This window comes from Rhizobium sp. N621 (assembly GCF_001664325.1).
Taxonomy (GTDB): Bacteria; Pseudomonadota; Alphaproteobacteria; order Rhizobiales; family Rhizobiaceae; genus Rhizobium; species Rhizobium esperanzae.
Window position 1 is genome coordinate 1,479,798 of record NZ_CP013495.1, and the last position, 23,711, is coordinate 1,503,508.

26 protein-coding genes are annotated in these 23,711 nt (G+C 61.4%); 10 read left to right on the forward strand and 16 right to left on the reverse strand.

Annotated features, from left to right (window positions below; all coding sequences use genetic code 11):
- Nucleotides 1-43 precede the first annotated feature (43 nt).
- Nucleotides 44-460 (reverse strand): NUDIX hydrolase, encoded by a 417-nt coding sequence (locus AMK00_RS07190; protein WP_064801549.1) that lies wholly within the window; start codon nucleotides 458-460, stop codon nucleotides 44-46.
- A gap of 179 nt (nucleotides 461-639) precedes the next feature.
- On the opposite strand from AMK00_RS07190, the gene AMK00_RS07195 reads away from it, so the two are divergent.
- The gene (locus tag AMK00_RS07195; RefSeq protein WP_064810015.1) at nucleotides 640-960 is read left to right on the forward strand and encodes a YnfA family protein; all 321 of its coding nucleotides are present in this window, start codon (nucleotides 640-642) and stop codon (nucleotides 958-960) included.
- A gap of 65 nt (nucleotides 961-1,025) precedes the next feature.
- Nucleotides 1,026-1,790: an SOS response-associated peptidase gene (locus tag AMK00_RS07200; RefSeq protein ID WP_064810016.1), complete on the forward strand. Its 765-nt coding sequence runs from the start codon at nucleotides 1,026-1,028 to the stop codon at nucleotides 1,788-1,790.
- A gap of 138 nt (nucleotides 1,791-1,928) precedes the next feature.
- Here the strand turns inward: AMK00_RS07200 and AMK00_RS32465 are convergent, their stop codons facing one another.
- The 3 genes from AMK00_RS32465 to AMK00_RS07210 all read right to left on the reverse strand — a co-directional run bounded on the left by AMK00_RS32465 (nucleotide 1,929) and on the right by AMK00_RS07210 (nucleotide 3,957).
- A complete protein-coding gene (locus AMK00_RS32465) occupies nucleotides 1,929-2,075 on the reverse strand; it encodes a hypothetical protein (RefSeq protein WP_164517774.1) in 147 nt (48 codons plus the stop codon).
- A 281-nt stretch (nucleotides 2,076-2,356) separates the two neighbouring features.
- Entirely contained in the window at nucleotides 2,357-3,202 is an 846-nt protein-coding gene (gene pssA, locus AMK00_RS07205) for a CDP-diacylglycerol--serine O-phosphatidyltransferase (protein ID WP_064801555.1), read from the reverse strand.
- A gap of 56 nt (nucleotides 3,203-3,258) precedes the next feature.
- Nucleotides 3,259-3,957, reverse strand: coding sequence for a phosphatidylserine decarboxylase (locus AMK00_RS07210; protein WP_064810017.1), 699 nt, complete (start codon nucleotides 3,955-3,957; stop codon nucleotides 3,259-3,261).
- Nucleotides 3,958-4,244: 287 nt separating this feature from the next.
- Here AMK00_RS07210 and AMK00_RS07215 point away from each other — a divergent pair, with 287 nt between their 5' ends.
- Genes AMK00_RS07215 through AMK00_RS07225 form a run of 3 tightly spaced genes read left to right on the forward strand, consistent with a single transcriptional unit; the run spans nucleotide 4,245 to nucleotide 5,563 of the window.
- Nucleotides 4,245-4,559 (forward strand): ArsR/SmtB family transcription factor, encoded by a 315-nt coding sequence (locus tag AMK00_RS07215; protein WP_064810018.1) that lies wholly within the window; start codon nucleotides 4,245-4,247, stop codon nucleotides 4,557-4,559.
- A complete protein-coding gene (locus tag AMK00_RS07220) occupies nucleotides 4,556-4,906 on the forward strand; it encodes an SRPBCC family protein (protein ID WP_064801559.1) in 351 nt (116 codons plus the stop codon). Before AMK00_RS07215 ends, AMK00_RS07220 begins: the two co-directional genes overlap by 4 nt.
- Nucleotides 4,907-4,951: 45 nt before the next feature.
- Nucleotides 4,952-5,563, forward strand: coding sequence for an ATP-dependent Clp protease proteolytic subunit (locus AMK00_RS07225; protein WP_064801560.1), 612 nt, complete (start codon nucleotides 4,952-4,954; stop codon nucleotides 5,561-5,563).
- A gap of 88 nt (nucleotides 5,564-5,651) precedes the next feature.
- Here the strand turns inward: AMK00_RS07225 and AMK00_RS07230 are convergent, their stop codons facing one another.
- The gene (locus AMK00_RS07230; RefSeq protein ID WP_064810019.1) at nucleotides 5,652-7,529 is read right to left on the reverse strand and encodes an ABCB family ABC transporter ATP-binding protein/permease; all 1,878 of its coding nucleotides are present in this window, start codon (nucleotides 7,527-7,529) and stop codon (nucleotides 5,652-5,654) included.
- A 199-nt stretch (nucleotides 7,530-7,728) separates the two neighbouring features.
- Nucleotides 7,729-9,795, reverse strand: a complete 2,067-nt coding sequence (locus AMK00_RS07235) for a LysM peptidoglycan-binding domain-containing protein (RefSeq protein ID WP_064810020.1) — start codon at nucleotides 9,793-9,795, stop codon at nucleotides 7,729-7,731.
- 154 nt (nucleotides 9,796-9,949) lie between these two features.
- On the opposite strand from AMK00_RS07235, the gene AMK00_RS07240 reads away from it, so the two are divergent.
- Entirely contained in the window at nucleotides 9,950-10,573 is a 624-nt protein-coding gene (locus AMK00_RS07240) for a TIGR00730 family Rossman fold protein (RefSeq protein ID WP_082240281.1), read from the forward strand.
- A gap of 43 nt (nucleotides 10,574-10,616) precedes the next feature.
- Here the strand turns inward: AMK00_RS07240 and AMK00_RS07245 are convergent, their stop codons facing one another.
- Nucleotides 10,617-11,552, reverse strand: coding sequence for a LysR family transcriptional regulator (locus AMK00_RS07245; protein WP_064810022.1), 936 nt, complete (start codon nucleotides 11,550-11,552; stop codon nucleotides 10,617-10,619).
- Nucleotides 11,553-11,639: 87 nt separating this feature from the next.
- Here AMK00_RS07245 and AMK00_RS07250 point away from each other — a divergent pair, with 87 nt between their 5' ends.
- From AMK00_RS07250 to AMK00_RS07260, 3 genes are all read left to right on the forward strand, one after another.
- Entirely contained in the window at nucleotides 11,640-12,533 is an 894-nt protein-coding gene (locus AMK00_RS07250) for an MBL fold metallo-hydrolase (protein ID WP_064810023.1), read from the forward strand.
- The gene (locus tag AMK00_RS07255) at nucleotides 12,526-13,533 is read left to right on the forward strand and encodes an alpha/beta hydrolase (protein ID WP_064810024.1); all 1,008 of its coding nucleotides are present in this window, start codon (nucleotides 12,526-12,528) and stop codon (nucleotides 13,531-13,533) included. The genes AMK00_RS07250 and AMK00_RS07255 overlap by 8 nt, the downstream gene beginning before the upstream one ends.
- Before the next feature lie 94 nt (nucleotides 13,534-13,627).
- Nucleotides 13,628-14,560 (forward strand): hypothetical protein, encoded by a 933-nt coding sequence (locus AMK00_RS07260; protein WP_064810025.1) that lies wholly within the window; start codon nucleotides 13,628-13,630, stop codon nucleotides 14,558-14,560.
- A 33-nt stretch (nucleotides 14,561-14,593) separates the two neighbouring features.
- Here AMK00_RS07260 and rarD read toward each other — a convergent pair whose 3' ends face one another.
- The 8 genes from rarD to cysS all read right to left on the reverse strand — a co-directional run bounded on the left by rarD (nucleotide 14,594) and on the right by cysS (nucleotide 21,838).
- The gene (rarD, locus tag AMK00_RS07265; protein ID WP_064810026.1) at nucleotides 14,594-15,511 is read right to left on the reverse strand and encodes an EamA family transporter RarD; all 918 of its coding nucleotides are present in this window, start codon (nucleotides 15,509-15,511) and stop codon (nucleotides 14,594-14,596) included.
- 138 nt (nucleotides 15,512-15,649) lie between these two features.
- Nucleotides 15,650-17,263 carry a citramalate synthase gene (cimA, locus tag AMK00_RS07270; protein ID WP_064810027.1) on the reverse strand — a complete coding sequence of 538 codons (1,614 nt, stop codon included), beginning with the start codon at nucleotides 17,261-17,263 and terminating at the stop codon, nucleotides 15,650-15,652.
- A 175-nt stretch (nucleotides 17,264-17,438) separates the two neighbouring features.
- Nucleotides 17,439-18,401 carry a prolyl aminopeptidase gene (gene pip, locus AMK00_RS07275; RefSeq protein WP_064810028.1) on the reverse strand — a complete coding sequence of 321 codons (963 nt, stop codon included), beginning with the start codon at nucleotides 18,399-18,401 and terminating at the stop codon, nucleotides 17,439-17,441.
- Entirely contained in the window at nucleotides 18,398-18,874 is a 477-nt protein-coding gene (locus tag AMK00_RS07280; protein WP_064810029.1) for a GFA family protein, read from the reverse strand. Before AMK00_RS07280 ends, pip begins: the two co-directional genes overlap by 4 nt.
- A complete protein-coding gene (locus AMK00_RS07285) occupies nucleotides 18,864-19,355 on the reverse strand; it encodes a GFA family protein (protein WP_064810030.1) in 492 nt (163 codons plus the stop codon). Before AMK00_RS07285 ends, AMK00_RS07280 begins: the two co-directional genes overlap by 11 nt.
- Nucleotides 19,355-19,834 (reverse strand): GFA family protein, encoded by a 480-nt coding sequence (locus AMK00_RS07290; protein WP_064810031.1) that lies wholly within the window; start codon nucleotides 19,832-19,834, stop codon nucleotides 19,355-19,357. Before AMK00_RS07290 ends, AMK00_RS07285 begins: the two co-directional genes overlap by 1 nt.
- Nucleotides 19,831-20,199, reverse strand: coding sequence for an endonuclease domain-containing protein (locus AMK00_RS07295; RefSeq protein ID WP_064810032.1), 369 nt, complete (start codon nucleotides 20,197-20,199; stop codon nucleotides 19,831-19,833). The genes AMK00_RS07290 and AMK00_RS07295 overlap by 4 nt, the downstream gene beginning before the upstream one ends.
- A gap of 247 nt (nucleotides 20,200-20,446) precedes the next feature.
- On the reverse strand, nucleotides 20,447-21,838 hold the full coding sequence (gene cysS, locus AMK00_RS07300) for a cysteine--tRNA ligase (RefSeq protein ID WP_064810033.1): 1,392 nt from the start codon (nucleotides 21,836-21,838) through the stop codon (nucleotides 20,447-20,449).
- A gap of 320 nt (nucleotides 21,839-22,158) precedes the next feature.
- On the opposite strand from cysS, the gene AMK00_RS07305 reads away from it, so the two are divergent.
- A complete protein-coding gene (locus tag AMK00_RS07305; RefSeq protein ID WP_064810034.1) occupies nucleotides 22,159-22,908 on the forward strand; it encodes a glycoside hydrolase family 25 protein in 750 nt (249 codons plus the stop codon).
- Between the two features lie 9 nt (nucleotides 22,909-22,917).
- Here AMK00_RS07305 and AMK00_RS07310 read toward each other — a convergent pair whose 3' ends face one another.
- Nucleotides 22,918-23,658: an SDR family NAD(P)-dependent oxidoreductase gene (locus AMK00_RS07310; RefSeq protein ID WP_064801589.1), complete on the reverse strand. Its 741-nt coding sequence runs from the start codon at nucleotides 23,656-23,658 to the stop codon at nucleotides 22,918-22,920.
- Nucleotides 23,659-23,711: the final 53 nt, after the last annotated feature.

A 23,711-nucleotide genomic window follows, 5' to 3' on the forward strand; every position in this document is an offset into this window, starting at 1 on the left:
TTTGAGCGTGACGGCAACAAGGCGCGCCTGAAAGTTTCCACTTCTATTCACCGCTCGCCAGCCGTTCCGCGCATTCGAGCACGCTTTGCGGCACAGGCAGCCGCCGGATCTCCTCCACCGTATACCAGCCGAGCGCCGCCGCATCGTCGGCGGCTTCCGCCACCATTTCCCGGTCGGCGTCGACGCAAAAGACCGACAGGAAGAAATGGCTCCTGATGCTGCCATCCGGACCATGCGTCTTCAGGTCATAGGTCGAAAACAGCCGCGGATTATGCGCCGAGATGCCGGTTTCCTCGCGGAACTCCCGCAGCGCCGTCTGCTCCGGCGTTTCGCCCGGCTCTGCGCGGCCGCCGGGAAAGGCATACATGTCGGCAGAGGGCGGGTTGCGTCGCAACACCAGAAGGAATCGCCCGTCGCGTTCGAGAATGGCGGAGGAGGCGGCTTTGGCGGTGGAGGTCATGGCTGCTCTTGCTGTGACGGCTATTCGATCCGACGGGCTGATGATTGCGGGCCGCGGCAGCGGGCCTGCCCGATTTTCGTGTGGGATAGCTCCCGAGACAAGTCCCAAAATCTGCGCAGCGGCTCCCGAGATAACGACATCTGTGCAACAAGGAGTCAAAATATTCGAAAGGGCTTTGCGTGACTTATTTCATTTACGCCTTTGCCGCCGTTTTCGAGATCGTCGGCTGCTTCGCCTTCTGGGCGTGGCTGAAGCTTGAAAAGCCCATCTGGTGGCTGGCGCCGGGCATGATCTCGCTCGCGCTTTTCGCCTGGCTTCTGACGCTGGTGCCGAGCGATGCCGCCGGTCGAACCTTCGCAGCCTATGGCGGCATCTACATTCTTGCCTCGCTGTTCTGGCTGTGGCTGATCGAAGGCCGTGTGCTCGACCGTTATGATATCGGCGGCGGACTGATCTGCCTTGCCGGGGCGAGCGTCATCCTCTTTGCGCCGCGAGCCTGAATCACGTCACGCAAAAGCATGCAGTGCGCCTTGACCGGACTCGGACCGGGTGCAAAGACAGGCCGATGTGTGGACGTTTCGCCCTGACAAGTTCCAGCGCCGACCTGCGCAACTTCTTCTCCGGTCTCGATCTCGACGATTTCCCGGTGCGCTACAACATCGCCCCGACGCAGCCGATCCTCGTCGTCATCGCAGGCGAGGGCAGGGAGCGGGGCAGCAACCTGCCCGACCGGCGCGCCGTGCTCGTGCGCTGGGGCTTCACGCCGGGCTGGGTCAAGGACCCGAAGGATTTCCCGCTGCTGATCAATGCACGCGCCGAGACGGCGATCGGCAAGGCTTCGTTTCGGGCGGCGATGCGTCATCGCCGCGTGCTGATTCCGGCCTCAGGTTTTTACGAATGGCATCGCCCCTCAAGGGAGAGCGGCGGCAAGCCGCAAGCCTATTGGATCAGGCCGCGCCAGGACGGGGTCGTCGCCTTCGCCGGACTGATGGAGACATGGTCCTCGGCCGACGGTTCGGAGGTCGATACCGGTGCGATCCTGACGACGTCAGCCAATACGGGCATCTCCGCGATCCACGATCGCATGCCTGTCGTCATAAAGCCGGAGGACTTCTCGCGCTGGCTCGATTGCAAGACGCAGGAACCACGCGAGGTGGTCGACCTGATGCAGCCTGCTCAGGGTGATTTCTTCGAGGCCATACCGATTTCCGACAAGGTCAACAAGGTTGCCAATATGGGACCGGACCTGCAGGAGCCGGTCGTCATCGAAAGACCGCTCGAGGCGCCTGCGAAACAAAAGCCGGATCACGGCCAGCTCAGCTTTTTCTAAAAACGGGATCGGCCGCTTCCGGCACGGCCGCCTGTTCGGCTCAGCTGCGATGCTGAAGGCATGTCACGAGAGCCATGCCGCAGTCTCGGGATGACGGCATGCCGGAAACCGGATGGCTACTGTTCGAAGCTCGGCGCTTCAAGCGGATTTCTTGACACTGTCCGGCTTGTTCTTTGCCATCAGCGATGCCGCGGCAACGGCCTTCAAGCCGACCGGGCGATAGTTGGCGGCGAGGTCTGGCTTGGCCGCCTGTTGTTCGCCGGTACTGCTCTTCTTCGAAGTCACGATACTCTCCTTGCGTGTTGCTTCCCTGGGTATTTTGTATTTTTGCTTTTCGTCGGAAATAGCGACAAAACGGCGGCGTCGCTTATCAGGATTTGTGAACGCCCACCATAATTCGCGAGGCTTAACTGAAGCCTACGTTGGTTAATACTTACTGAAGGGAGCGGTTCCAAAAAAAACGCAAAGCGGTTTTCCCCCGTAAAACGCGTGGGCATATATTCGGGAGGTGACAACAGGGAGAGAAGCAATTCCGTGGCCCGGGAGAATCCGGGAGCGCGCGGAGGTCAGATGTGCCGGCCAATATCGTCGTCGCCGACGCCGGGTTCCTCGATCGTCAGCGTCCCATATTTGCGCCGCCATCTGCGTGCGCCGAAGGGAAGGGAGACGAGATAGGCGGCAACGGTAAAGACCATCACCTCCCAGGTGTAGCTCATCAGCAGAGCCACATAGAGCACGACGCCGAGCATCATCGGCAGCACCAGATCGCGCCGCAAGCGGTTGCCTTCCGATTTGCCCGACCAGACCGGCAGCCGGCTAATCAGCAGGAAGGCGATGGCGACCGTATAGACCGAAGAGAGATAGGCGAAGGTGCGGTCCGTCGCCAGACCGAGGAAGCCGAGATAGACCGGCAGCAGCACCAGCATGGCGCCGGCCGGCGCTGGCACTCCGACGAAATACTCCGATTGCCAGCTCGCCTTGTTTTCGCGCTCGGCCATGACGTTGAAGCGGGCAAGGCGAAGCCCGGCGGCGATCGCATAGATCAAGGCGGCGATCCAGCCGAGCGAACGAGCCTGATCGAGGGCAAAAACGTAGACGACGAGCGCGGGCGCGACGCCGAAATTGACGATATCGGCAAGCGAATCCATCTGCGCGCCGAACTTCGAAGTCGCCTTCATCAGCCGCGCTACGCGCCCGTCGATGCCATCGAGGAAGGCGGCGAGCAGCACCATCGCGACGGCGAGCTCGTAACGGTTCTCGAAAGCGAGCCGGATGCCGGTCAGCCCGGCGCAGATCGCCAGAATGGTGATGAGGTTCGGAAAGACGAGGCGGAACGGAATCTCGCGCAGGCGTGGGCCGCGGGCGGAATCATCCGGCCCGTTTGGTTCGAAAGGCGGAAAGGGTGTTTCCATGTCGCGTTCCAATCGTTCCTAGAGCAATTCCGGCAAGGGCTCGGAGGTTCCGCGCCTTAGCTGCGGCGGCTGATGACCGGACCCTTGGCCGAGGCGAATTCGGCGATGACCGTTTCCCCCGCAATCGCCGTCTGGCCGAGCGAGACGCGGGGCGCCGCACTGGCGGGCAGGAACACGTCGAGCCGCGAGCCGAAGCGGATCAGCCCGAAGCGTTCGCCGGCGTCCAGCGGCTCGTTGGTGTTTGCCCAGCAAAGGATACGCCGCGCCACGAGGCCGGCAATCTGTACGACGCCGATCTGGCCGTGCCGCGTTTCGATCACCAGTCCGTTGCGCTCGTTGTCCTCGCTTGCCTTGTCGAGTTCGGCGTTGACGAAGCTACCGGAGCGGTAGTTGATGCTGACGATGCGCCCGCGCATCGGCGCCCGGTTCACATGGCAATTGAAGACGTTCATGAAGACGGAGATGCGCAGCATCGGCTCGGAGCCGAGGTCGAGCTCTGCCGGCGGGGTCACCATCTGGATCGCCGAGACCTTGCCGTCGGCGGGAGAGATCACGAGATCGTCGTCCTGCGGGGTCACCCGCTCGGGATCACGGAAGAAATAGGCGCACCAGAGCGTGAAGATCATGCCGATCCAGAAGAGCGGCTTGAAGATCCAGCCCAGCACCAGCGATGCGACGAAGAAGGCGGCGACGAAGGGATAACCCTCCTTGTGCACGGGCACGATCGTGTTGCGAACCGTGTTGAACAGGCTCATGGCTGCCGGTCTCCTTGCTTTTCGGTTTTTGCTGGTTAGCGAAAAACCAGCTCCTGAGCAATGCTGCGACCCTGGCCCTGGTTCCGCTGTCGTGGTTCTGAACAACAAAAGCCGGTAAGGCTACCCAGCCGCTAACGTAAATGTGGAATCGCTAAGGTTTTATGATCGCACTTTGTAGCTTTTGATCGCCTTCGGCCCGATGCGGACATCGTCTAGGATTTCCGCAGCAACAGAAAGCTGCCTCGAAACAGCTTGCGAATCGCATAAGTACGTGCTTATGTGTCCGCATGATCGAGAATGACTTTTTCCGAGCTTTAGCAGACCCGACCCGCCGTGCGATCTTTGAGAAGCTGGCGTCAGGGAGGATGAACGCTAGTGCCTTGCGCGAGGGCATGGAGATTAGCCAGCCGGCGATGTCGCAACACCTCGCAGTTCTGCGCAGTGCAAAGCTCGTGAGGGAAGAACGACAGGGGCGTTTCGTGAATTACGAAGTCGACCCCGAAGGGTTGGCTCTCATCGCCCAGTGGCTCGCAAGATACCGGGCCTACTGGCCGGAGCGGATCGCAGCACTCAAAGTCTTGCTGAAGGACATGGATCAATGAACGAAGGGAAGACCAAGGAGCAGGATAGCGGCGTCGAGTTGGAGTTTGACTTGGGCGATCCGCCGCAAAAGGTCTGGCGTGCCGTCACCATTCCGGAACTTCGGGAAAGGTGGTTGCCGAAGGAAGCATTGTCTGATCCCGATGCGATCACCGTCACCCCCGGCCAGGAAGTTCGCTACAAGCTGCGTGACGATAACCCGCCTTTCCTTGAAAGCACCGTGACGTTCACGATCACCCCGAATGCCACTGGCGGCACCTGCCTTCGGATCGTCCACGAACTGACGGACGCAAGAATGGCAAGAGCGCCGGCGAACAGCAACAGCCCGCCCCTCATGCTCGCCGCCTGACACGGCGAGCCTTCCCCTTAAATTCTGAAAGTCTGGAGGTCGCCGATGCGCGAAGCGATGCAACTCGTCCCTATGGTGGTAGAACAGTCCAGCCGGGGGGAGCGATCCTTCGATATCTATTCCCGGCTTCTGCGCGAGCGGATAATCTTCCTCAATGGCGAGGTGAACGATACCGTTTCGGCCCTCGTCTGTGCGCAACTGCTGTTTCTGGAAGCGGAAAACCCCAAAAAGCCCATCAACCTCTATATCAATTCGCCGGGCGGCGCCGTGACCAGCGGCCTGGCCATGTACGACACCATGCGCTTCATCCGTGCGCCGGTTCATACACTTTGCATGGGGACGGCCCGTTCAATGGGGTCGTTCCTGCTGATGGCAGGTGAACCTGGCGAAAGAGCCGCATTGCCCAATGCCAGTATCCTCATTCATCAGCCCTCCGGCGGCTTTCAAGGGCAGGCTTCCGACATGCTGATTCATGCCGAGGAAATTCTAAAGACCAAGCAACGCATGACGCGGCTCTACGCGGAGCATTGCGGACGTTCCTACGAAGACTTTGAGCGCGGGATGGATCGCGACCGCTTCATGACGGCGGAGGAAGCGCTTGAATGGGGTCTTATAGACCGTATTCTGAAAGTTCGGGAAGACACGAGCAGCTTATAAGCCTTGCCGCAAAAAACCCGATTGCTGAAGATCGTTCCAACGATTCCACATTTGCGTTAGTGGCGGGGTAACGCTACCGCCTGCCGCTTCAGCTTGCCGGGGCAAGCCGCGTGATCACGCCCATCTCGTCGCTGTCGCGCACCTGCTTCAGATGCTCCTCCGCCTGCGTCGCCTCGCGCTGGCGGTTCCACATCGAGGCATAGAGGCCGTTCCTTTCGAGGAGGGCGGCATGGGTGCCGCGCTCGGCGATCTCGCCGCTTTTGAGCACGATGATCTCGTCGGCGCCGATCACGGTCGAAAGCCGGTGGGCGATGACCAAGGTCGTCCTATTCTTTGAAACCACGTCGAGAGCGGTCTGGATCTCCCGTTCCGTCGTCGTGTCGAGAGCCGACGTCGCCTCGTCGAGGATCAGGATCGGCGGCGCCTTGAGGATGGTGCGGGCGATCGCCACACGCTGTTTCTCGCCGCCGGAAAGCTTGAGCCCGCGCTCGCCGACCTTGGTATCGAAGCCTTCGGGCAGCGCCTCGATGAAATGGGCGATCTGCGCCACCTCGGCCGCTGCAAACACCTCGCCGTCGCTGGCCGACGTGCGGCCGTAGCGGATATTGTAGGCGACCGTGTCGTTGAACAGCACGGTATCCTGCGGCACCATGCCGATCCCTGAGCGCAGGCTCTTCTGCGTCACGGTGCGGATATCCTGGCCGTCGACCGTGATGGTGCCGCTCTGGATATCGTAGAAACGGTAGAGCAGGCGCGACAGCGTCGATTTGCCGGCGCCCGACGGCCCCACCACCGCGACCGTCTTGCCGGCCGGCACCTCGAAGGAAATGCCCTTCAGGATAGGACGGGCCGGATCGTAAGCGAAGTGCACATCCTTGAAAGAGATCGCGCCCTGGCGGATTCGAAGCTCGGCAGCGTCGGCGGCGTCCTTGACCTCGGCCTTCACCTCAAGCAGGTCGAACATCTGCTCGATATCCGTCAGACCCTGGCGGATTTCGCGGTAGACGAAACCGATGAAATTGAGCGGCACGGAAAGCTGCAGCAGCATCGAATTGACGAAGACGAAATCGCCGACCGTCTGTTCGCCGCGCTGCACCGCCAGCGCCGACAGCACCAGCATGATCGTCGTGCCGATACCGAAAATGACGCCCTGGCCGAAGTTCAGCCAGCCGAGCGACGTCCAGACGTCGGTCGCCGCTTTCTCGTAGCGCTCCATCGATTTGTCGAAGCGTTTGGCCTCCATCTCCTCGTTGCCGAAATATTTGACGGTTTCGAAATTGAGAAGAGAGTCGATCGCCTTGGTATTGGCGTCGGTGTCGCTGTCGTTCATCGACCGGCGGATCGCGATGCGCCAGTCGGATGCGCGGATCGTGAACCAGATATAGGCCCAGACGGTGAAGGCGGTGACGGCAAGATAGGAAAAGCCGTAGCCCCACCAGAAGATCACCGCCGTCAGCAGGAATTCGATGACGGTCGGAACGGAATTGAGGATCGTGAAGCGCACGATCGTCTCGATGCCCTTGGTGCCGCGCTCGATGATGCGCGACAGCCCCCCGGTCTTTCGCTCCAGATGGAAACGCAGCGACAGCTCGTGCATATGCACGAAGGTTTTGTAGGCGAGCTGGCGCACGGCATGTTGCCCGACGCTGGCAAAGAGCGCGTCGCGCAGCTGGTTGAGACCGAGCTGGATCAGCCGGGTGACGTTATAGGCGATGACAAGGGCGATGGCTCCGGCAAGGAGCGGCGGTACCGTGCCGGCGAGGTCCATCCTGCCGTTCAGCGCATCGGTGGACCACTTGAAGAAATAGGGGACGAGCAGCAGGACGAACTTGGAGATCAGCAGATAGACCGACGCCCAGACGACACGCATCTTGAGGTCGGTTCGCCCGGCCGGCCACATATAGGGCCAGATGTTGAAAAGCGTCCGCAGCAGGTGTGATTCCGAGACTGTCTTGCCGTTTGCCATGCCGTATCTCCAGTCCGGATGATTTGCTTCGATGTCCGGCAAGGCGTGGGGCAGGGCGCATCTGGCGCGCTTACCTGAATCCCGAACGCCACCGGCAGATAGGGCGTCGGGCCGAGGAATGCAACACGTGCAGTAGCCGGGAAAAGTGAGGCCAGGCGTTTCTCCCGCCCGGCTTCATCATGTCGCGTTTGCCGCCTTTTCAGAGGTGCTGCTTGGAGAGCCGTTTACGGTGCAGTTCCTCGGCGTTCGGCAGCGCGTCCTTCGGCAGGCCGAAAATCTGGCCGGGACGAATGCGATCCGGGTCGACGATTTTGTCCTCGTTGGCGATGTAGATCGTCGTATAGCGCACGCCGAGGCCATAGGTCCGGCGCGAGATCTGCCACAGCGTATCGCCGCGGCGGATGATGACCGCCGCATTGTTTGCCGTCAGCGGCGCCTGTTCGATCGTCTTCGGCTGATTGCTCGCAGCATCGTTTGCGGCGGGCGCGGCCGGTGCGGGCGTGTCGGTCAGTTCCCCGATGATTGCGCCCAGCCCGTCGAGACCGGCGCCGACCGATTTTGCATCCTTCGGCAGATCCTGCAGCACCTTCAGCGCCTTGGCGGCGGTTTGCGAGGAGGCGCCGGAGGCCTGCTTGAAGCTGTCGGACGCATCCGCCGCCGGGCGGAAGTCGGCGACAGAGCGCAGCGCGAATTCCGTTGCCGAGCGCGCCGCCGCCAGCTGTTCGGCACCTGGCAGCTTACCATCGGCAAACAGCCCCTTCAAAAGCCCGAACGCCTTGCCGGCTTCGGCCTTGAGCTTGCCGAGTTCGCCTTCGTCGAGCGGTACCATCGAGGAAGCGCCATTTGCATCGGCGGGGCCGGCTTGAGCAGCAACCCGCACCTGGTCGCCCGCCGGGCGGTTGAAGTTCACTGCGGCCCGCACGATCACCTTGCCCGCTGGATCGACGACGTCGACGCGAATCTTATGATCGCCGACCGAAAGCGCCGCGACACCGTCGATGACGAAATGGCCGTCGGGTCCGGCCGTGTCCTGGCCGACAAGGCTGTCGTCGGCATAACCGAGGACCTTGGCGTTGGCCCGCGCCGTGCCGGCAATGAAGATCTTGTTGCCCTCGATCTCGACGGCGTTGACCATCACATCGGGCGCAGTGGCCTTGTCGGTTTGGCCCGCACCGGGTACGGCCGGCGCCGCATCTGTCCCACCGACGGAGGCGTCGGGCAGGCCAGGCGTCTGCAGCGCCAGCTCGCCGGTCGGTGCTGCTGTTGCGGCAGGCGCGTTGGCTGCAGCGGGAGCAGTCGCGGTCTCGCCAGTTGCCGGCTTGTCCGCAGCCGGCGCCAACGGATTGGAGGCATCGGCGACTTCGGTGTCCCCTGTCGGTGCAGTGATGATGCGGCTCGCCGCGCCAGGCTTGGAGACCATCGCGAGCAGGTTTGCGGCATTGCCGTCCTTCGGCACGGAAACGGTGGCGACTTCTTCGGAAAGCGCGGTCTTGCCATCCTTGCCCGTCACCTTGAGCACGAGCTGGTGGTCGCCGGCCGGAAGCGGATCGTCGAGGACGGCGGCGAAATCGCCGCTCGGGCCAATATCGGCCGTCGTCACCACCTTTTCGCCGTCGAGTACTTCGAGCTTGCCGTTCGGCTCGGCGGAGCCGGCGATGACGGTCGATCCATCAGGCTCGACCCGCAGGACGTCGAAGGCTGGAAGCTTCGGGCCGGCATTCGCGGCTGCCGTTGTCGCGGCGGAGGCTGGTTCGGGCGCACCGGTCAGCGCAGCTTCGGCCCTGGCAATCGCGGCAGGCGCATCCGCCATGTTTTCCGGCAGCGACTGCACGATGGCGAGCGCCTTGGCGCCGCCTTCCTTAACCTTGACGGCAATTGCTTGTGTTGCGGGATCGATGCCCTCGGGAACGGTGAAGCCGACAAGTGCGGTGAGCGCATTGATGGCCTTGGTCTTGGCGGCGGTGAAGACATCGATGGCCGGTCCTTTGCCGTCGGCAAACAGCGCCTTCAGCTCGCCGAGCGCCACGCCGGAGTCGGTCGATAGGTGTCTGACCTGATCGACGACCGCAGCCGAGTCGGCCACGGCAGAGCGTGATGTCTTTGCCGCTTCGTTAACCGTGTTCTTGAGCTCCGTGCCCGCCTGGTTGATGGCGTCGCCGACTTTGGATGCATCGCCGCCGATGCGCGGCATGACGAAGAATACCATCAGTAGGATTGCGATTACGAGCACTGCAAGGGCCAGCAAGCCGGCACGGTTCTTCATCATTATGTCTCCCAAGGCGGCAATTTGCCGTAGTAACCGAAATTGCTAGCGATTTCCGATGCTTTTCACAAGCATTCAACGCAATTTCGCAAGCTCGGCACGCTGCTTTTCAGTCAATTTTCTTGACTGCATTGAAATGGAATAGTTGTTTTGCCCTATGACCGAACAATCTGTATCGATTCGATCCATCTGCGTTTACTGCGGCTCAAGGCCGGGACGCGATCCTTCTCACATGGCGGCCGGGCGCGCTCTCGGAAGAGAGATCGCCGAATACGGCCTGCGCCTCGTCTATGGCGGAGGTACCAAAGGCATCATGGGCGCGGTTGCGAGCGGGGTGCTTTCAGGCGGCGGTCAGGTCACGGGCATCATCCCGGAATTTCTGATCGATATGGAAGCGACTCGCCATTCGCTCGGTCAGCTCAACGAACTTATTGTAACCCCTGACATGCACGCGCGCAAACACACGATGTTCGAGCGTTCCGATGCCTTCGTCGCGCTGCCCGGCGGCATCGGCACGCTGGAGGAGATCGTCGAGATCATGACCTGGGCGCAGCTCGGCCGTCATGAGAAGCCGATGGTCTTTGCCAACATCAACGGTTTCTGGGATCCGATGATGGAACTGCTGCGCCATATGACCGATGAAGGTTTCCTGCACACCGCCCACCGGGTGCAGCCGCTCATCGTCGACGACGTTTCCGGCATCATTCCGGCGATCATGGCCCAGGCGGCCCAGCTCGCCGCCGATCGCGGTGGCGAGGACGAGGTAATTTCGAAGATGTAGGTGGGCAAGAGACCTGGACTGCCCAGCCCTGTGGCCGGCAAATTCAGCTGTAGGCCGAAACAAGCTGCGTCACCTGAGATCGCATCCATTGATTGGCGGGATCATTGTCACTTGCCGCCGACCAGACCATCGATATCGGGCTCACCGTTAAATCGAGGGGAACCTCGGCGGTCGCCAAGCCGAAAAGGCCGGCATACCGCTTCACGATCCTGGTCGGCAGGGTCGCGATCAGGGGCGCTTCCAGGACGGCGGTAAGCACGGTCAGGAATTCCGGCGCTGCCACCGACACGTCCAGTCGCACGTTGATCCGCTTCAACGCGTCATCGATGCAGCCTTCGATGGCGTCCTTCTGGGAAACGAGTGCATGCCTCAGCCCGACATAGCTGTCCCGGTCCAAAGTTTCGGGAAGATCGAGAAGCTCAGGATTGTAGCAACACATTAGCGATTGCTCGAACAGCAGGGTCCGCCGGTGTCTGTTGTTGCCGTCATCGTAGCAACCGACGCCGAGGTCGATGACATTGTCGTCCAGAAGCTTGTGGACCAGCTCCGGGTCGACCGCTCGCGCAAGCACTTTAATACCCGGGGCTGTCTCGTTCAACATAGCGGCGAGGCGCGGCACGAGCAGCACCTCAAGCTCGCTGGAAAAGCCGATGCGGAATATCTGCTCGGCCTGATCGGGCTCGAAGACTGCCGGCGTTACGATCGCCTGCTGCGTGCGGCTGAGTATCTGCTCTACGGCTTCGGCGAAACGCAGCGCCCGATGAGTCGGCTGCATGACCTGGCCGACACGCACAAACAGCTCATCTTGCAGCAATGTCCGGAGAGTGCCGAGATTGTGGCTCATAGCGGGCTGCTGGATTTTCAGGCGAACAGCAGCTTTCGTCACGCTCCGCTCCTTCATGAGCGCATCGAACGCGACCAGCAGATTGAGGTCGAAAGACCACAAATTGAAATGATCAATGGAGACAATTTCATTCATCGATTTGATCGTTACATGAATCCTTCTTACTGTCCATAGCCATCAGACAGCGCTGTCCCGGTTCCAGTTCAACTCGAAAGGAATTCCATGAGCGATCTTGGAAAGGAATATCGTATTGCCGGCGTGACAGTGAGAAAGGTGCAGGAGCAGTACCTTCACGACGTTCCGCCCTCATTCCTCTACCCGACTGCCGGATCTGAGGAGATCAAGGCGGTCGAGCCGCGGCTTTCCGCCGTCGATATGGAAGAGGGCCGCGATGCCCTTGTAGTGAGCATTCATAGCTGGCTTGTCATCACGCCCGACCACGTCATCCTCATCGACACGGGCTCGGGGAACGACAAGGAGAGACCGCGCAATTCCGGCTTCCATCGTCAGACCATTCCGTTTCTGGATAGGCTGCGTCAGGCGGGTGTCGAGCCCGAAGATGTCGACTTCGTCATCAATACCCATCTCCACGTCGATCATTCCGGCTGGAATACCGTGCTTCAGGACGGACGATGGATCCCGACTTTCAAAAACGCCCGCTACGTCTTCCCACGCGCCGAGCAGGAATATTACGCGTCGACGGCGAGTCACAACGACGTCAACATTCCCAGCCTCGGCGTCTATGAAGACAGCGTAAGGCCGGTGATCGAGGCGGGGCTTGCCGATTTCATCGACAGCGCAGGCGGTCCTTTCCTCGATCGATTCATCTTCTTGCCAACGCCTGGGCACAGCATCGGCCATATGTCCGTTATGCTGGAGGCGGACAATGAAGCGGCAATCTTCGCCGGCGATGTCATGCACCATCCGATCCAGGTGGAACGGCCCGACCTCAACACGGTCTTCTGCGAATTCCTGGATCAGGCCGCCCAGTCCAGACGGCGCGTCCTCGAACTCGCAGCTGATAATCGCGCCATGTACTTCTCCACGCATTTCCCCGGTTCGTCTGCTGGTTATGTCACCCGCGACCGCGAAAAATTCAGGTGGTCCTATGTCTAACAACGAGCTCGCATCGTCAGCTTTTGACGCCAGTCAGATCGTATTCGACGAGCATTACGTCGACAGCGGAACCGAGGGCATCAAGCTCTATCTGCGCAATAAGCGAAGGAAGGACCACAAAGTCTTTCTTGCGGAGAAAACAATCGTGATGGTGCATGGAGCGACCTTCTCGTCCGGAAGTCTTTACGACGTTCCCTTCAATGGAATGTCCTTCATCGACTTCCTCGCGCATCATGGGTTCGACGTCTTTGCCGTCGATGTCCGGGGCTACGGAAAATCGACCCGTCCACCGGAAATGCAGGCGCAGCCCGATCTCAACCCGCCCCTTATTTCCACCGACACGGGCGTCACCGACTTCGCAACGGCTGTCGATTTCGTGCTTCGACTCCGGGGCCTGAAGGCTGTCAACGTGTTCGCAATGTCGTGGGGCGGTACCGTGGCCGGCGCATATGCCGCTCGCAACGCCGACAAGGTGGTCAAGCTTGCGCTGCTTGCGCCACAATGGCTGAGTGACGTTCCCATCCCCATCGACCAGGGCGGTCGCCTCGGCTCCTACAGGCTTGTTCCCGTCAAAGCGGCGCTGGCGCGTTGGCTGGGCACCGCACCCGAATACGCGCGTGACCGTCTTGTGCCCGAGGGCTGGTTTGATCTCTGGTCGGAATTCACCCTCTCGGAGGAGACGTCGCAAGACGATAGGGAGCAAGGTAAACTTCGCGCCACCAACGGGCCGATCCAAGACATCCGCACCTACTGGAGAGCCGGAACCCCATATTATCAGCCGAGCGAGATTCGCGCGCCGGTTCTGCTGTTGCACGGCGAATGGGACATTGACGTTCCGCTTGATCGGGCGCGGGCCTATTTCGAGCAGCTGACCGGCGCCTCCTACAGGCGATGGGTGGAAATCGGGGAGGCGACACATCTGGCCCTGATGGAGAGCCACCGCATGCAGGCCTATGCCGAGGTCGTCCGCTTCTTCGATGAAGCTTTCAAACCGGAATAGAGTCTGAACGACCAGGCTCCGGCATCGAATCCGGAGCCTGCTTCCTCCATCAAGCCGGCCGCGCGTTCACCCGGCCATCGAGCCATTCGTTTCCATGATAATTCTGATAACCGCCATCCTGGATGCCGGGCGAAGTGCCGTCGACATCGCGATATTCACCTTTCTGCCTCTCATGATCGTGACATTTTCGCTGATGCGCTACCTCGAGAGCGTGAGCGCACTGCGACCAATCGCCGGCAAGGTAAACCCGCTGTTCAGACTTTTCGGTCTGGACGGTTTTGGGGTCTTGGCAATCATCCAGCTCAGCCTCGTGAGTTCGGCTGCCCCAGTCGCCGCCCTGAGGCTGATGGCGCATAAAAGAACATCGGAGAAATTTATCGCCGCCGCCTTTGCCGCGGTGCTTGCGGCGGCGCCGGCGAATGCCAGTTTTCCGCTCGCAAGCCTCGGAGTCGATCCGGGCTCGATCATAATAAACGGCATTTGCGGAGCGCTCGTTGCGTCCACTCTCGCCGGCTGGATCGTCGGCCGCCGTTCCTTGCCTGGAAACATCTGTTCCTGCGCCAGGGCGGATGACGACGACGTCGGCAGGCGCGATCTGCTGACTGCGATCAACCGCGGTGGCGCAGATGCCATTGGCGTCATTGCTGCGATCCTGCCGGTGCTCGTGATCTCACTTGCCCTGGTAAGGCTTGCACAAAGTACAGGCGCACTTTCGGCCTTCACGTCCGTAGCGCAGCCATTGCTTCAGCTGTTCGGCGCCTCGCAGCAGGATGTGCTGTTCTTCCTTACAAAATGCCTGGCAGGATCGAGCGCAACGGTCACGCTGTTACTCGACGCCCACAAGGAACTGAGTCTTCCGCCAGAGAAAATCATTCACGGGTCCGCATTTCTGCTAAACCCTCTCGACCTTCCCGGCCTCTCCATTCTTATCGTATCGGTGCCGGCGCTCCGCTCGGTTGCGGGCGTCGCAGTCTTCAGCGCATTGGCCGGAATCCTGGTCCGCACAGCGCTGCTATCCTGGCTTTGAACCAAGTCGGTCGGGTTGCGACCAGCGCAACGGCTACCTCCTTCCGCGGCTTCCCTTCAGCATCGACCAGCTATAGAGAAACAGCCCCGCCCAGATCAGCGGGAAGGCGATCATCCGCGCCGTGCCGAGCGGCTCATGAAAGGCGAAGACGGCGATCAGGAAGATCATCGTCGGCGCGATATACTGCATGATGCCGATCGTCGAGAGCTTCAGGAGCTTGGCGCCATTGGCATAGATCATCAGCGGTACGGCGGTGACGACACCGCAGCCAAGCAGCAGGCTCGTGTCGGCAAGGCCGGTACGGTAGAAATGGCCAAGGCCGCTGCCATATTCGAGATAGAGGATGTAGACGAGGGCCGGCCCGCTGAGGATCAGAACCTCGAGGAAGAAGCCCTGGTTGGGGCCGAGCGGCAGCGTCTTGCGAAGCAAGGCATAAAAACCCCAGCTGACGGCCAGCGTCGCCGCCACCCATGGAATGCCGCCGCTGTCCAATGCGAGAATGGCGACGGCAAGCGCCGCCAGCGCGATCGCCGCGATCTGCAGCGGCTGCAGCTTCTCGTTGAGCAGCACCGCGCCGAGGAAGATGCTGAACAGCGGATTGATGAAATAGCCAAGTGCTGCATCAAGCGAATGGCCGGCGCCGATCGCCCAGACATAGGTGCCCCAGTTGACGGTGATCAGCGACGCCGTCAGCGCCCCCATCGCCAGCATGCGCGGCGAGCGCAGTGCCGCGCGGATATCCGCCGTGCGCCCGAGCACGATCAATACCATGCCTGCCAGCGGCAGGGACCAGACGATACGGTGGGCGATGACTTCGGCCGGCGGAATATGTGCCACCGCCTTCATGTAGAAGGGCAGGAAGCCCCAGAGCAGATAGGCTGTCAGCGCAAAAGCGAAACCGCGCGGACTATCTTCGTTCTTGATCAACGGAACGGATGCATCGGTCGACATCGGGTGTTTCCATCTTTGTTCTTCTTCTGATCCGGCCTAGCTTAAGCGCCGTGAATAGGCCAATTCATTTCGTTGAATGAATGGCGAGAGGACTTGAGGCGAAAACCCGAGTGATAGACGAATGACGACGGCAGAGATTTATTCCGCCGCGATCTTGCCGGCGAGCTGCCGGTTCTTCATCAGCTTGTAGATGACCGAATCCATCAGCGCCTGGAACGAGGCGTCGATGATGTTCTCCGAAACGCCGACTGTCCACCAGCGCACGCCGTCGCTGTCGGTGGATTCGATCAGCACGCGGGTGATCGCCTCCGTGCCGCCATTGAGGATGCGCACCTTGAAATCGGCGAGCACCAGATCGTCGATCTCGTGCTGGTACTTGCCGAAATCCTTGCGCAGCGCCAGGTCGAGCGCGTTAACCGGACCTTCGGCATCGGCAACTGACATCAGCGTCTGTCCGTCGATGGTGATCTTGACCACCGCTTCCGAGACGATTTTCACGCGGCCGAGACTATCGAAGCGGCGCTCGATCATCACCCGGAAGCCTTCTATGGTGAAGAATTCCGGGATGGTGCCGAGTGTGCGATGCGCTAGGAGCTCGAAGCTCGCATCGGCGCCCTCATAGGCATAACCGATGGATTCACGTTCCTTGACGATCGAGATCAGGAGGTCGAGCTTCGGATCGTCCTTGGCGACGGTGATGCCGCGCCGCTTCAGCGCATTGATGAAGTTCGCCTTGCCGCCCTGGTCGGAGACCATGACCTTACGGAAATTGCCCACACTTTCCGGCGGCACATGTTCATAGGTCTTCGGATCCTTCAGCAGCGCCGATGCGTGAATGCCGGCCTTGGTGGCGAAAGCGGACGCGCCGACATAAGGCATCTGGTGATCCGGCGAGCGGTTGAGCAGCTCATCGAAGGCGTGCGAGAACCGGGTGAGGTTGAGCAGCCGCTCCTCGTCGATCGCCGTTTCGAAACGCGTGTTGTAGGCGCTCTTCAGCGCCAGGGTCGGGATCAGCGTCACCAGATTGGCGTTGCCGCAGCGCTCGCCGATACCGTTCAAAGTGCCCTGGATCTGCCGAACCCCGGCTTCCACAGCAGCAAGCGAATTGGCAACGGCCTGGCCGGTATCGTTGTGAGCGTGAATGCCGAGACAGCGGCCGGGAACACCGGCTGCGATCACCGCTTCGACGATGGCGCGGACCTCCGGCGGCTGCGTCCCGCCATTGGTGTCGCAGAGCACGACCCAGCGGGCGCCGCTTTCATAGGCCGTCTTCGCGCAGGCGATCGCATAGGCCGGATTGGCCTTGAAGCCGTCGAAGAAATGTTCGCAGTCGACGATCGCCTGCTTGCCTGCGCCGACCGCCGCCTTGACGCTTTCGGCGATGCATTCGAGGTTTTCCTCGTTGGTGCAGCCGAGGGCGACAGCGACATGATAGTCCCAGCTCTTGGCGACGAAACAGATGGCTTCGCTTTTGGCCTGCAGCAGTCCGGCGATGCCTGGATCGTTGGACACGGAAACGCCCGCCCGTTTCGTCATGCCGAAGGCGACGAAGGTGGCCCGGCTTGTGCGATTCTCGCTGAAGAAGGCGGTGTCGGTCGGATTGGCGCCGGGATATCCGCCTTCGACGTAATCGAGGCCGAACTCATCCAGCATGGCGGCGATCGCGATCTTGTCCTCGACGGAAAAGTCAATGCCGGGCGTCTGCTGCCCGTCCCGGAGCGTCGTGTCGAAGAGATAGATGCGTTCTTTCATGTCGTTTCCTCCCGCCGGGCGGGTGTTGTTGTACTGCGGATGCTGCCCTCATCCGGCTGCCGCCACCTTCTCCCGGTTCTGACGGGGAGAAGGCATATGCCGCACCGTCTCGCAGGGCACGTCCCCTCTCCCCGCGAGCGGGGAGAGGGCTAGGGTGAGGGGCTGCCCCAAATGATCAGTCCGGCTTCCCGGCGAACTTATCCGTCGCCCGGATCAACTGGTCGAGAATGCCCGGCTCCGAATAGGCATGGCCGGCACCCTCGATCAGGTGGAATTCCGCCTTCGGCCAGGCCTTGTGCAACTGCCAGGCATATTTTGCCGGGCAGGGCATGTCGTAGCGCCCATGCACGATCACGCCTGGAATGTCCTTGAGCCGGCCGGCATCGCGGATCAATTGTCCCTCGTCCAGCCAGCCGGCATTGACGAAGAAATGGTTCTCGATGCGGGCAAAGGCATAGGCGAATTGCGGCTCCTCGAATTTGCCGCTGGTCGACGGTTCGGGCAGCAGCGTGATCGTTTCGCCTTCCCAGATGCTCCAGGCCTGCGCGGCTTGAAGGCGCACGGTTCTATCCTCATGCGTCAGGCGGCGATGATAGGCATGCATCATCTCGTGCCGCTCTTCCGGCGGAATGGGAGCGATGAAGCGTTCCCATCTATCCGGGAACATTTCCGAGACGCCGAACTGGTAGTACCAATCGAGCTCGGCCTTGGTCAGTGTGTAAATGCCGCGCAGGATGAGCTCGGAGACGCGCTCCGGATGCGTTTCGGCATAGGCGAGCGCCAGCGTCGAGCCCCAGGAGCCGCCGAACACCTGCCATTTGTCGACTCCCGCCATTTCGCGCAGCCGCTCGATATCGGCGACGAGGTGCCAGGTCGTGTTGGCATTCAGTTCCGCATGCGGCGTCGACCTGCCGCAGCCGCGCTGGTCGAACAGCATGACGTCGTAGAGATGCGGATCGAAGAGCCGGCGGTGCGCCGGCGAGAAGCCGCCGCCCGGGCCGCCATGCAGGAAGACGGCGGGTTTGGCGCCAGGCGTTCCCGAGCGCTCCCAATAGATCACATGGCCGTCGCCGACATCGAGATGGCCGGAGGCATAGGCTTCGATCTCGGGATAGAGCGTGCGCAGTATCTCGGTCATATTTTCACGCCTTTCGCGGGCCACGCCCGGGTGTCGTGGTCGGGATGCTGAAAGGAGATGATCGCCTCCTGTCGCGCGTAGAAATCCGCGTCCTTATGAACAGGGGCGTCGAAGATTTCCTCGACCCAGGGCAGGCGGGCCTCGTAATTGACCTGGATCTGCGGCGCGAGATCGCTGCGGTCGTCGAAGGTGCCGATCGCAAGCTCCAGCCCGCCTGGATGCCGGTAGGTCATCGGCGTGCCGCAATTGCTGCAGAAGCCGCGATCGATATTGACCGAGGATTGAAAATAGCTCGGCTCGCCGCGCGTCCATTCCATCCCTTCCTCCGGTGCTGTGACCAGCGCGGAGAAGAAGCCGCCGAACTGCTTCTGGCACATGCGGCAATGGCAGATCGACGGCCGCCCCAACTGGCCCGATATGCGGAAGCGCACGGCGCCGCACTGGCATCCGCCTGTTCTGATCTTATCCGTCATGTGTTTCTCCGAGTGGCCAATGGGAAGTGTCCTGATCCGGGTGCTGGTTGTTGCTTGCCGCGATCGCCTCCTCGCGGTCGGGCGTTTCAGGCTCTGGTTCCACCGGCAGGCCGTCGAGTGCGTGGAACCACGACATCTTGCGCACGGTGTTCGATTGCATCACGGGCTTGACCGCATCGGGCTCGTCAAGCGTGCCGAGCGCGATGTTGATGAAGTCCGCTTCCGGAATATCGTAAAATAGCGGCGTGCCGCAATCGCCGCAGAAGCCGCGCCGAACGATATCAGAGGAGCGGAACCACTTCGGTTCGCCGCGCGTCAGCTCGAAATGTTCGCGCTTGGCCGCTGCGAGCGGCAGGAAATAATTGCCGGCCGCCTTTTGGCACATGCGGCAGTGGCAGATATGTGGATAACCGAGTTCGCCCAGCGCGCGATAACGAACCGCGCCGCACTGGCATCCGCCGGTCTGTCTCGCCGTTTCCATCAGGTGCGATCCTCCGGCGGCCAGACCGGCGTATCGTGGTCGGGGTGCTGATAGGAAATCAGTCCGTGCAGGAAGGAGCCTGCCGTCAGATCCGCCTCGGTCCGTTCTCCCGGCAGTTCGTGCAGATGATCGACGAAGCCGATCTTGCCTTCCACGCCCCATTGAATGGTCGGCGGCAGCTGCGACGGATCGTCGAAGGCACCCGCCGCAATCGCCATTCCATCAGGCGCCTCATAGGTCAGCGGCGTACCGCAATCGCCGCAGAAACCGCGGAGGACGAAATTCGAAGACCGGAACGTCTTGCGTGCTCCCCGCGTCCATTCGAAATCGGCGCCGCGCACCGAGACCAGCGGCGCATAATAGGCGCCGAACGCCTTCTGGCACATGCGGCAATGACAGATCGACGAATCCTTGAGCTCGCCGCTGACGCGGAAACGGATCGCGCCGCACTGGCACCCGCCGGTATAGGTCTCGGTCATGGCAGGTCCTTTCCGATGATGCGGATGATATGGCTGCACACGTTGTCGATATCCCGCAGGATATCTTCGTTCCAGAAGCGCAGAACGGTCCAGCCGTCCGCCTGAAGACGTTGGGTCCTGATATGATCGTAGGAGACGTTCGGGGCGAGGGCGTGCTGCGAGCCGTCTATCTCTACGATAAGGCGATGGCTAGGGCATGCGAAATCAACGATATAACCGGCGATCGGCATCTGTCGACGGAAGCTGAGGCCCATCAAACGATGGGCGCGAAGCTCGTTCCAGAGTTTCAGCTCAGCCTCGCTCAGAGCTTTGCGCATGCGCCGGGCGTTCGCCCGCCGTTGGGGCGGAACTGGTGCATGCGGCATGGCTTGCCTCTCGCGATGACGTGACGGGGCTGCGGCGGCAGCCCCCTCTGCCCTGCCGGGCATCTCCCCCACAAGGGGGGAGATCGGATAGGAGCGGCCGCTCACCCTAATCAAACGCCTCAGTTGGCCGAAGCCACGTGGTGCGCGGTCGATATCTTGGCAAGCGGGCGCGTCTTGCCGATCTCCCCCCTTGTGGGGGAGATGCCCGGCAGGGCAGAGGGGGGTATATCTAGCCGCCCAACCCATCCTACCGCTTCACCTCCCACGTCGTCACCCGCTCGCCCGTCGCCGCATCCTTGCCGTCCTTCAGCTGGATCCCTTTCCCCGTCAGCTCGTCGCGGATCTTGTCGGCTTCGGCAAAATTCTTCGCCTTCAGCATTTCGAGACGCATGGCGACCAGTGCATCGACCGCTGCGGCGACGGCTTCATCGATTTCGGCCTTCTTCGGCAGCACGCCGAGGAGGGAAGCCGTTGCGGCGAAGGTGGCGCCCGCTGCGGCATCGGTATGGGCAGCCTGCGCCAGCGCATGCAGGGCTTGCACGGCCGCGACCGTGTTGAGATCGTCGGCCAGCGCGTTCAGGACGGCCTCGTCCGGCTTGGCGTCGCCTGGTTCCGTCGCCGGCCACTTGGCAAGCAGCCGTTCGGCCTCTTCAAGCCGCTTGATCGAGAAATCGATCGGCTCGCGGTAATGCGTCATCAGCATGGCAAGACGCAGCACTTCGCCCGGCCATTTGCGGCCGCCGAAGGTTTCCGTGTGCAGCAGCTCGTGGATGGTGACAAAATTGCCCTCGGACTTCGACATCTTGCGGCCCTCGACCTGCACGAAGCCGTTGTGCATCCAGACATTCGCCATCACCTCGGTCCCGTGGGCGCAGCGCGACTGGGCGATCTCGTTTTCATGATGCGGGAAGATCAGGTCCAGCCCGCCGCCGTGAATGTCGAAGACATCGCCGAGATAGCGCCGGCTCATCGCCGAGCATTCGATATGCCAGCCCGGTCGGCCGCGGCCCCAGGGGCTCTCCCAGCCGGGTTCGTTATGGCTGGACAGTTTCCACAGCACGAAATCGCCCGGGTTCTTCTTATGCGCGTCGACGGCGACGCGGGCGCCGGCCTGCTGCTCGTCGAGCGGGCGCTTCGAAAGCTGGCCGTAATCGGGCATGGATCTGGTGTCGAACAGTACTTCGCCGGCCGCCACATAGGCATGCCCATTGCCGATCAGCTTGTCGATGATCTGGATCATCTCTGCGATATTGTCGGTGGCGCGGGGCTCGACATTCGGCTCGATGCAGCCGAGCTCGGCGACATCGGCGTGAAACTGCGTCTCGGTCTTTTCGGTGACCGCGCGGATCGCTTCATTCAGCGGCAGACCGGGATGGTCTTTCAGCGCCCGCGCATTGATCTTGTCGTCGACGTCGGTGATGTTGCGGGCGTAGGTGACGTGATCTTCGCCGTAGACATGGCGCAGCAGCCGGAACAGCACGTCGAAGACGATGACCGGCCGGGCATTGCCGATATGGGCGAAATCATAGACGGTCGGGCCGCAGACATACATGCGGACATTGTCGGGGTCGATCGGCGCAAAGACTGACTTTTCCCGCGTCAGCGTGTTGTATAGCTTCAGTTCCGGCGTGCGGCCCATTTCACTCTCCCAAATGCACGATCAGAAAATATCGCGACCGGCAGGCCGGGGCGTTTCGCATCTTGACTATTGGGGAGACGAAAACGGCCAGGCCAGCGCGTGCGCTAGCGAATAATCTTTCCGCAGATAATGCAGATAACCGTTTTCATGCCGCGTTTTATGGCGCGGGAACGACGTTTGGTCAAGAGGGGCGAGGAAGGATCGGCGGCAACTGCAGTGACCTATCCGGTGCGCTGCGTCCCCTGAGGCTCGTCTGCCATTTTCGTGGCGCAAATCGCGTATAGCCGGTTCGGAAGCTGCTGAAAATACGGGAGGAATGAGTGGGGAGCGTTGTTCGGTGGACGATCGGTGCGGCAGCAATTCTGGTGGTCGCATCCGCCGCATATTTCGCATACGATTTCGGCATGCTTCGCTTCAACAATCCGTCCTTATCGCGCTATCCGATCCAAGGCATCGATGTCAGCCATCACCAGGGCGACATCGATTGGAGGACGGTGGCCGCGCAGCCGAATGTGCGTTTTGCAATCATGAAGGCGACCGAAGGCGGCGATCACAAGGATTCCAGATTTGCCGAGAACTGGCAGCGTGCCGGAGATGCAGGGATCGTGAGAGGCGCCTACCATTTCTTCACCTTCTGCCGCCCGGGCAGGGATCAGGCGCAGAATGTGCTGGCGACGGTGCCGAAGGCGCCGCGTACCCTGCCGATCGCCATCGATCTGGAATTCGTCGGCAATTGCAACAAGGTCCCGACGGTCGAGGAGATGGCGACGGAGGTGAATGCCTTCGTCACCGAACTGAAAGCCATCTTTCCGGAAAAGCCGATCTTCTACGTCACGCAGGAATTCTTCGATCAATATCTGAAGGGCAATGAGGCCCGCTTCCCCGAGCACTACCTCTGGCTGCGAAGCGTGTTGAATGAGCCGACGCAGGAGGGGTGCAGTCGCTGGTCGATCTGGCAATTTGCCGACAATGGCGCCCTGAACGGCATCCGGGGACCAGTGGACCTCAATGTCCTATGCCCCGCCGAAACAGGTTTCGCACATCTGTTCCCGGCCGTTGCCGCGAACTGAAGCGTCCGTTTATTCCGGCAGGCGGTAGTCGGCGAGCTTGTTTTCGCGCACGATGAACAGCTTGCCCGTTTCGGTCACACCGGGACCGAGCAACGGCAGGATCGCCTTGGCGACCTGCGAAGGATGCGGCAGCGTCTGCGGATCTTCGCCCGGCACGGCCTGTGCCCGCATCGCCGTGCGTGTGGCGCCCGGATCGACGCTGGTGATGCGCAGCGGCGTCGATTGGCTCTCGCCGGCCCAGGTGCGCGCCAGCGCCTCGACAGCGGCCTTGGACGCGGAATAAGCACCCCAGAAGGGTCTGCATTTGTGGGCCGCACCCGAGGACAGGATCACGGCGCGGCCGGCATCCGAGCGGGCGAGCAGCGGATCGACCGAGCGGATCAGCCGCCATGTCGCCGTCACATTGATCGTCATCACCTTCTCGAACACCTTCGCCTCGATATGGCCGATCGGCGAAATGACGCCGAGCACGCCGGCATTGGCGACGAGGATATCAAGCTTGCCCCAGCGTTCGAAGATCGAGCCGCCGAGCGCGTCGATCGCATTCATATCGGCAAGGTCGAAGGGCACGAGGGTCGCGCTGCCGCCGACGGCTTTGATCGCATCGTCGAGCTCCTCGAGCCCGCCGACCGTGCGTGCGCAGGCGATCACATGGGCGCCGGCTTTGGCAAGTTCCAGGGCTGTGAAGTAGCCGATGCCGCGCGACGCACCGGTGACGAGTGCGATCCTGCCCTCAAGATTGATGTTCATCTGTCCGGTTCCGGATTTGCTTGCGAAGGTGAGGGGCGCAATAGGCCCCTCGG